This is a genomic window from Gracilibacillus suaedae, assembly GCF_017599345.1.
Taxonomy (GTDB): domain Bacteria; phylum Bacillota; class Bacilli; order Bacillales; family Amphibacillaceae; genus Gracilibacillus; species Gracilibacillus suaedae.
The window spans coordinates 69,123-75,122 of sequence record NZ_JAGFVL010000012.1; the positions used below are offsets into that span (position 1 = coordinate 69,123).

The window sequence follows — 6,000 nt, forward strand, 5'->3', positions numbered from 1 at the left end:
GAGGAATTTAATATGTTTCAATTTTTCAAACGTGTAAAAACAGTGGTAAGTTCAGAGTTGAATTCGATGTTAGACAAAGCAGAAGATCCGGTGAAAATGCTGGACCAGTTCATGCGCGATATGGAATCAGATATTAGAGAAGTAGAAGCAGCAGTAGCCAAACAAATCGCCAACGAAAAAATGTTAAAAAGAAAAGCAGATGATGCACAGGCACTAGTGGAAAAACGACAAGCTCAAGCTGAAAAAGCTATTGAAGCTGGCAACGAAGACCTTGCTCGTCGTGCTTTAGAAGACAAAAACGAACAAGAAGCACAAGCTAATACACTTCGTGAATCTTGGGAGCGCGCTAAAAAGGATTCAGATCAACTTCGTGAAAAATTAGACGAAATGAAAAAAGAATATCAACAAATGCAATTGAAGAAAGATTCTCTAAAAGCAAGAGCAGAATCAGCAAAAACTCGTACGAAAATGAACCGTACGATGTCATCTATTGGGAATGATGCTTCGAAACAAGGGTTTGAACGTATGGAGGAAAAAGTGATGCAGTTTGAAGCAGAAGCTGACACAAGTGAAGACTTATCTTCCGCAAGCAAGTCACTAGATGATGAATTTGAAGATTTAGAAAAAAGCGATGTCGATGACGAACTAGCAGCTCTGAAAAAGAAATTAGGAAAAGAGTAACAAAAGTAAGATAAGGCGGGGGGTTCCATCCGTTAGTTAACCTTAATCACGGTGCTAAACGTCAGTAAGATCCTCACTTCAAGCTCAAGGAAGCTAAGTGTGGGATAAACGCTTACGCCGTGATAAGTTTCGCTAATGATTAGTGGTTTTTTAACCCGCTAATCATTATTGCGAGCAAGCCGTAGGACCCACCCGCTTTCTTATGGATACATAGAGAAGTAAAGCAGGAGGTGATTTTGGCGTGAATAAAAAGATAGGCTTGAGTATTACCATGTTATTTTTCATTTTACTTGTAGGCTGTAATTCAAATTCGTTCACTAATTTATCTGCATTCGACGAATCCGGTGCTATCTTAGAAGAAGATCTGCAGGTTTCCGAAACTAAAGATGAAATGATTGACCAGTTGAAAACGACCAATAACTCAGATATGGAAGCACTTATATCCAACAATTTTCCGTTTGTAGATTCTGTTGTGGGCGACGACACAACTGCAAATGTCTATGGAACGCTGCTGTTTGAAGTAGAGGAGTTAGCCGATCTTTTGGCCGAGATTAAACAACCACAAGAGGTTAGTGATTATGTCGATGGTCAACAGATTCTGGCCTACTCTGACTTGTTTATTATCATCAAAGAAAGTGAAGAGCTAGATAATGCAACATTTATTGAAGTCGCAAGTGAACAATTTGTTCGTAAAAATTATTCACCTAATTTCTTAACTACATATTTTACGATCCGAATGCTCGACAGCTTCTTTGGCAATAATTGGGTATCTAATAGAAGGAGTTATTGTAGTTCCAATGACTGTTATGGAGGCTACTCAACATCGCGCAGTTATAATAAGGGTGGTACAACGGCTAACAGAGGTTTAGGTTCCTTTCGTGGAGGCGGACCTAGTTCAGGAAAATAATAAAAAAGGAGAGTTGAATATGGAACCTTTTATTTCAACATTTATTTATTTTATTGCTGCAATTATTATTGTGATTATCGGGCTAATCATTTTTGAACGGCTTACAACTAAATATAAAGATTGGGAGCAGGTAAGGGATGGTAATCAAGCGATTGCGTTATCTATCGCAGGCAAAATTATAGGAATTTGTATCATATTATCATTTGCCATTTATCATAGTATTGATGTAGTCGAAACATTGATATGGGGCGCGTATGGAGTTGTGTTACAATTAGTAGCTTATCTCATTTTTGAAGGGTTAACACGTAAATTTTCCGTTGAGGACCAATTGAAAGCCAATAATGTTGCAGTCGGTATTATCTCATTTGGTGTTTCTGTTGGTTTGGCATTCGTTATTGGATCATCTATCACATAATACAGAAAGCCTGACCATCAATACGAAAAAGGTCAGGCTTTTCCAGTCGTGACTACATAGGAAGTGTGGAATAGGTATGGAAGAGATAAAAGTAAAACAAAGTCATTTTATTTATTGGGCATCCGGTATAGTGTCGATATGTGGTATTATATTCGAAGTATTATTCGGTGCACTAGGTTCTTACATCTTAGGTGATGGCGTAAAGCAATATACATTAACCATTTCTTTATTCCTGACCGGCATGGGGATTGGTGCAAGTTTAAGTGAGAAAGTAACGAAACATTTAATTTTATCTTTTATTTACATAGAATTTCTTGTTGCTTTGATTGGTGGTTTTTCCAGCTTCCTCATGTTTGCGGCAACCGCTTTTTTTTCTGATGGAACAGATGCATTATTCCTTTATTCCATTACCTTAATCATTGGTGCATTAACCGGTGTTGAACTACCGATTTTAATTAGGAAGGCCAATGAGATAGGGGTTACACTACAACGAAGCACGGCAAGAGTGTTATTTTCTGATTATGCTGGTGGTCTGATTGGTGGTTTATTATTTGTCTTCTTATTACGACCACAATTAGGAATGGTGAAAACCGCTTTTTTAGTTGGGTTGATTAACCTTTCGGTAGCATTAGTTGTCCTTTATTTATTTCGTAAGGAGTTAATCAAAAAAACTTTGCATGGAATAGTTGGAGGAATCATCGCTCTCTTGTTAATAACTGGTTTATTTTTTGGTGAATCATTAGTGTTATCCTTTGAGCAAAAAATTTATAATGATCCCATTGTCCATCTCGAAGAAAGTCAATACCAGAAAATCGTCATGACCAAACAGGACGAAGACATTCGGCTATATCTAGATGGGGCATTGCAGTTGAGTTCGATTGATGAACACCGATACCATGAAGTATTAGTTCATCCGGCAATGGCTTATACCAAGAGTCGTGAAGAAGTGTTAGTGCTTGGTGGTGGTGATGGATTAGCTGTAAGGGAGTTGTTAAAATATCCAGACATCAACAACATAACATTAGTTGATTTAGATCCAGCTGTTGTAGAATTGGCCAATTCGAATCCGCATCTTCTGGCGTTAAATGATCACTCCTTACAAAATGAACATGTTAATGTGGTAAATCAGGATGCATTTGAATTTCTGGAGCAAAGTGAGGAATGGTATGACGCGATTTTCGTAGATTTGCCTGACCCCAATAATGAAAGTCTAAATAAATTATATACAAAAGAATTCTATTCATTGGTTCGCAACCATTTACAGCCTGGTGGTGCGATAATGGTACAAGCAACAAGTCCAGTATTTGCTCGTGAAGTGTATTGGACGATTTCGAATACGATCGCTTCCACTGGTTTAGAGGTAGAAAATTTCCATGTGGATGTACCGAGTTTTGGTAATTGGGGGTTTGTAATGGCAAGTAGAGAACAGATCAATGTTGATTCGTTAGCTATTGATGTGGATACGGATTTTATTACAGACGAGATGCTGCAAACTCTAACCATTTTCGGTAAGGATGAAGACGATAATATATTGGACAAGAATGGTACACAGAAAGAATTAGAGGTAAATACCTTAATTAATCCTAGGCTGATCGAAATCTATGAAAATTCTTGGCAATATTATTAATTCATGTTTAAATGAACAGTAAATGGGAAAAACGGAAATAGAATATTATAGTGAAAAGGAGTGCATAGTTGTATGAAAGTATCTTTCCACGGACAATCATGTGTCAAAATCCAAACACTCGAACATACGATTTTAATTGACCCATTTATTTCAGGAAACGAAACGAGTGATTTAGATCCAGATAAGCAAGAACCAGATGTTATTCTGTTAACACATGGACACAATGACCATGTTGGCGATACTGTTAGCATTGGACAGCGAACTAACTGTCTTATAGTGGCACCAAACGAATTAGCTGTATACTTAGGTTCCAGAGGATTGAATACACACCCAATGCATATAGGTGGTGCACATGCATTTGATTTCGGCAAAGTGAAATTTACACCTGCCTTTCATGGTTCCATGTTTGAGGATGAAGAAGGAAACAAAATTTATGGTGGTATGCCTGGAGGGATATTATACTTTGCTGAGGGAAAAACCATTTACCATGCAGGCGATACAGGATTATTTTCTGATTTAAAATTAATAGGAGATATGAACGATATTGACTTAGCATTTCTACCAATTGGTGATAACTTCACGATGGGACCAGAGGATGCATTGATTGCAGCTGACTGGGTACAAGCAAAGCAAGTTGTACCAATGCACTACAATACATTCCCGTTAATTGAACAAGATGGAGAAGCGTTCTGTAACCAAGTAAAAACAGGAAAAGGCGTTCACCTAAAACCCGGAGAACATGTAGAATTATAAGAAAAAGGTCAAAGCGACATTGCTTTGACCTTTTTTTGAAACTCAGGCCTGACCAATGAGTCGCTACGATAAAGCAGGCTTGCTGAGTGGACATTTATTCCGTTATTTCTTAAAAAATACTTAATTTTGAAGGTGAAGCGGACATCCTGAAGTTAGAATAAAAAGTGGACACCCCTTTAACGAAAATCATAATTTGATATGATAAAAGTAATGAGGAGGGGGTTCCATGAGAGAACATCGGCAAAGATACAGTGAAGAGTTTAAAAGAGAAACGGTAAAGTTTGCGCAAGAGCAAAAGCAAAAGAAAACCATGACAGAGATTGCGGAAGATATCAAGGTTCCACTAAGTTGTCTGCATGAATGGATGAGTAAATATCGCGAATTTGAAAACGAACCGGTGGTGGTGGAAGAACGTTTAAAGAAACTGGAGCGAGAACTAAAGGAAAAAGAACGGGAACTAAAGGCAAAAGACAAGAAAATAGCGGAGACCGAGGAAGAATTGGCTATCGTAAAAAAGGCGGTGCACATCTTCAGCAGACCAAAAAAATGAAGTTTCTATTCATTGAAGACAATCGCTCGGTGTTTTCAGTGGAGAAGATGTGTAAAGTATTAGAGGTGTCTACGAGCGGTTATTTCAAATGGAGAAAGCATAAGCCGAGTCCACAAGAAATACGTAGGGAAGCCATAAAGAAACGAATTAAATACCATTATTACGATGCTGACAGTATATATGGTAGTCCCAAAATCACAAAGCTATTAGTCCAAGAAGGATATCAAGTAACAGAAAGAACCGTTAGTGTGTACATGAAAGAACTAAACTTACGATCTTGTGTATCTAAGCCATATAAAGTATCTACAACGCATTCAAATCATGATGATCCTGTAGCACCTAATAGGTTAAATCAACACTTTACAGCACCAGAACCAAACAAGATATGGGTAGCTGATATCACCTATATCCCTTGTCGACAAGGGCGCTTATATTTAGCTGCGATTCTGGACTTATATACTCGTGAAATAGTTGGTTGGCGCTTAGATGGACATATGGAAACGTCATTAGTTCTTCAAGCACTAGAAGATGCTTATACGTTAAGAAACCCAGAAAAAGGCTTGCTTCACCACTCCGACCGTGGTACACAATACGCTTCTACGGAGTACCGGGACAAACTGAAAGAATTTGGTATGGAGGCAAGCATGAGTCGTACAGGAAATTGTTATGATAATGCTTGTGCAGAATCGTTCTTCAGCCTAATCAAAAAAGAATTAATGAGAGGTCAACGATTTCAAACGAAGGAGCAAGCTTACGCGGAGATTTATCGTTATATAGAGCTTTTCTATAATCGAAAAAGAATACATGGATCCATTGGTTTTATATCTCCGGTAGCGTTCAAGCAAAAATACGATAGGCAGCATGCGGCATAAAAGAAAGAGCACTTATCGAAGCAGTAAGTTGCCTTTTCATCACTTAGCGACTAGCCAGATGATTCCGTGGAGGGGTCAAGTGGTTTGGGCTTGATGCCTCCGCGGTATCATCTATCATTTGAAAAGTGAAGAAAAGGCTACGGTAATCTGACATGTATTCGTTATTTAGGTGTCCACTTTCTTGACAGAAGTCCA

The 6,000-nt window shown here is 38.2% G+C and carries 7 protein-coding genes; all 7 read left to right on the top strand.

Going from position 1 to position 6,000, the window contains the following annotated elements:
* Window positions 1–12 precede the first annotated feature (12 nt).
* The 7 genes from J5J03_RS02175 to J5J03_RS02205 all read left to right on the top strand — a co-directional run bounded on the left by J5J03_RS02175 (window position 13) and on the right by J5J03_RS02205 (window position 5,805).
* Window positions 13–681 carry a PspA/IM30 family protein gene (locus J5J03_RS02175; RefSeq protein ID WP_208585879.1) on the top strand — a complete coding sequence of 223 codons (669 nt, stop codon included), beginning with the start codon at window positions 13–15 and terminating at the stop codon, window positions 679–681.
* Window positions 682–922: 241 nt separating this feature from the next.
* Window positions 923–1,588, top strand: a complete 666-nt coding sequence (locus J5J03_RS02180) for a DUF4247 domain-containing protein (protein WP_331460409.1) — start codon at window positions 923–925, stop codon at window positions 1,586–1,588.
* Between the two features lie 19 nt (window positions 1,589–1,607).
* Window positions 1,608–2,003 (top strand): DUF350 domain-containing protein, encoded by a 396-nt coding sequence (locus J5J03_RS02185; protein WP_208585880.1) that lies wholly within the window; start codon window positions 1,608–1,610, stop codon window positions 2,001–2,003.
* Between the two features lie 76 nt (window positions 2,004–2,079).
* Entirely contained in the window at window positions 2,080–3,630 is a 1,551-nt protein-coding gene (locus tag J5J03_RS02190) for a polyamine aminopropyltransferase (protein WP_208585881.1), read from the top strand.
* Window positions 3,631–3,702: 72 nt separating this feature from the next.
* Window positions 3,703–4,383: a metal-dependent hydrolase gene (locus J5J03_RS02195; protein ID WP_208585882.1), complete on the top strand. Its 681-nt coding sequence runs from the start codon at window positions 3,703–3,705 to the stop codon at window positions 4,381–4,383.
* 226 nt (window positions 4,384–4,609) lie between these two features.
* Entirely contained in the window at window positions 4,610–4,933 is a 324-nt protein-coding gene (locus J5J03_RS02200) for a transposase (RefSeq protein ID WP_208585883.1), read from the top strand.
* Window positions 4,930–5,805, top strand: a complete 876-nt coding sequence (locus tag J5J03_RS02205; protein ID WP_208585884.1) for an IS3 family transposase — start codon at window positions 4,930–4,932, stop codon at window positions 5,803–5,805. The genes J5J03_RS02200 and J5J03_RS02205 overlap by 4 nt, the downstream gene beginning before the upstream one ends.
* The last annotated feature ends 195 nt before the right edge of the window (window positions 5,806–6,000 follow it).

Excerpts from the sequence above, each read along its gene's own strand:
- J5J03_RS02175 (WP_208585879.1), top strand. The coding sequence starts at position 13 with ATGTTTCAATTTTTCAAACGTGTAAAAACAGTGGTAAGTTCAGAGTTG.
- J5J03_RS02185 (WP_208585880.1), top strand. The coding sequence starts at position 1,608 with ATGGAACCTTTTATTTCAACATTTATTTATTTTATTGCTGCAATTATT.
- J5J03_RS02190 (WP_208585881.1), top strand. The coding sequence starts at position 2,080 with ATGGAAGAGATAAAAGTAAAACAAAGTCATTTTATTTATTGGGCATCC.
- J5J03_RS02195 (WP_208585882.1), top strand. The coding sequence starts at position 3,703 with ATGAAAGTATCTTTCCACGGACAATCATGTGTCAAAATCCAAACACTC.
- J5J03_RS02200 (WP_208585883.1), top strand. The coding sequence starts at position 4,610 with ATGAGAGAACATCGGCAAAGATACAGTGAAGAGTTTAAAAGAGAAACG.
- J5J03_RS02205 (WP_208585884.1), top strand. The coding sequence starts at position 4,930 with ATGAAGTTTCTATTCATTGAAGACAATCGCTCGGTGTTTTCAGTGGAG.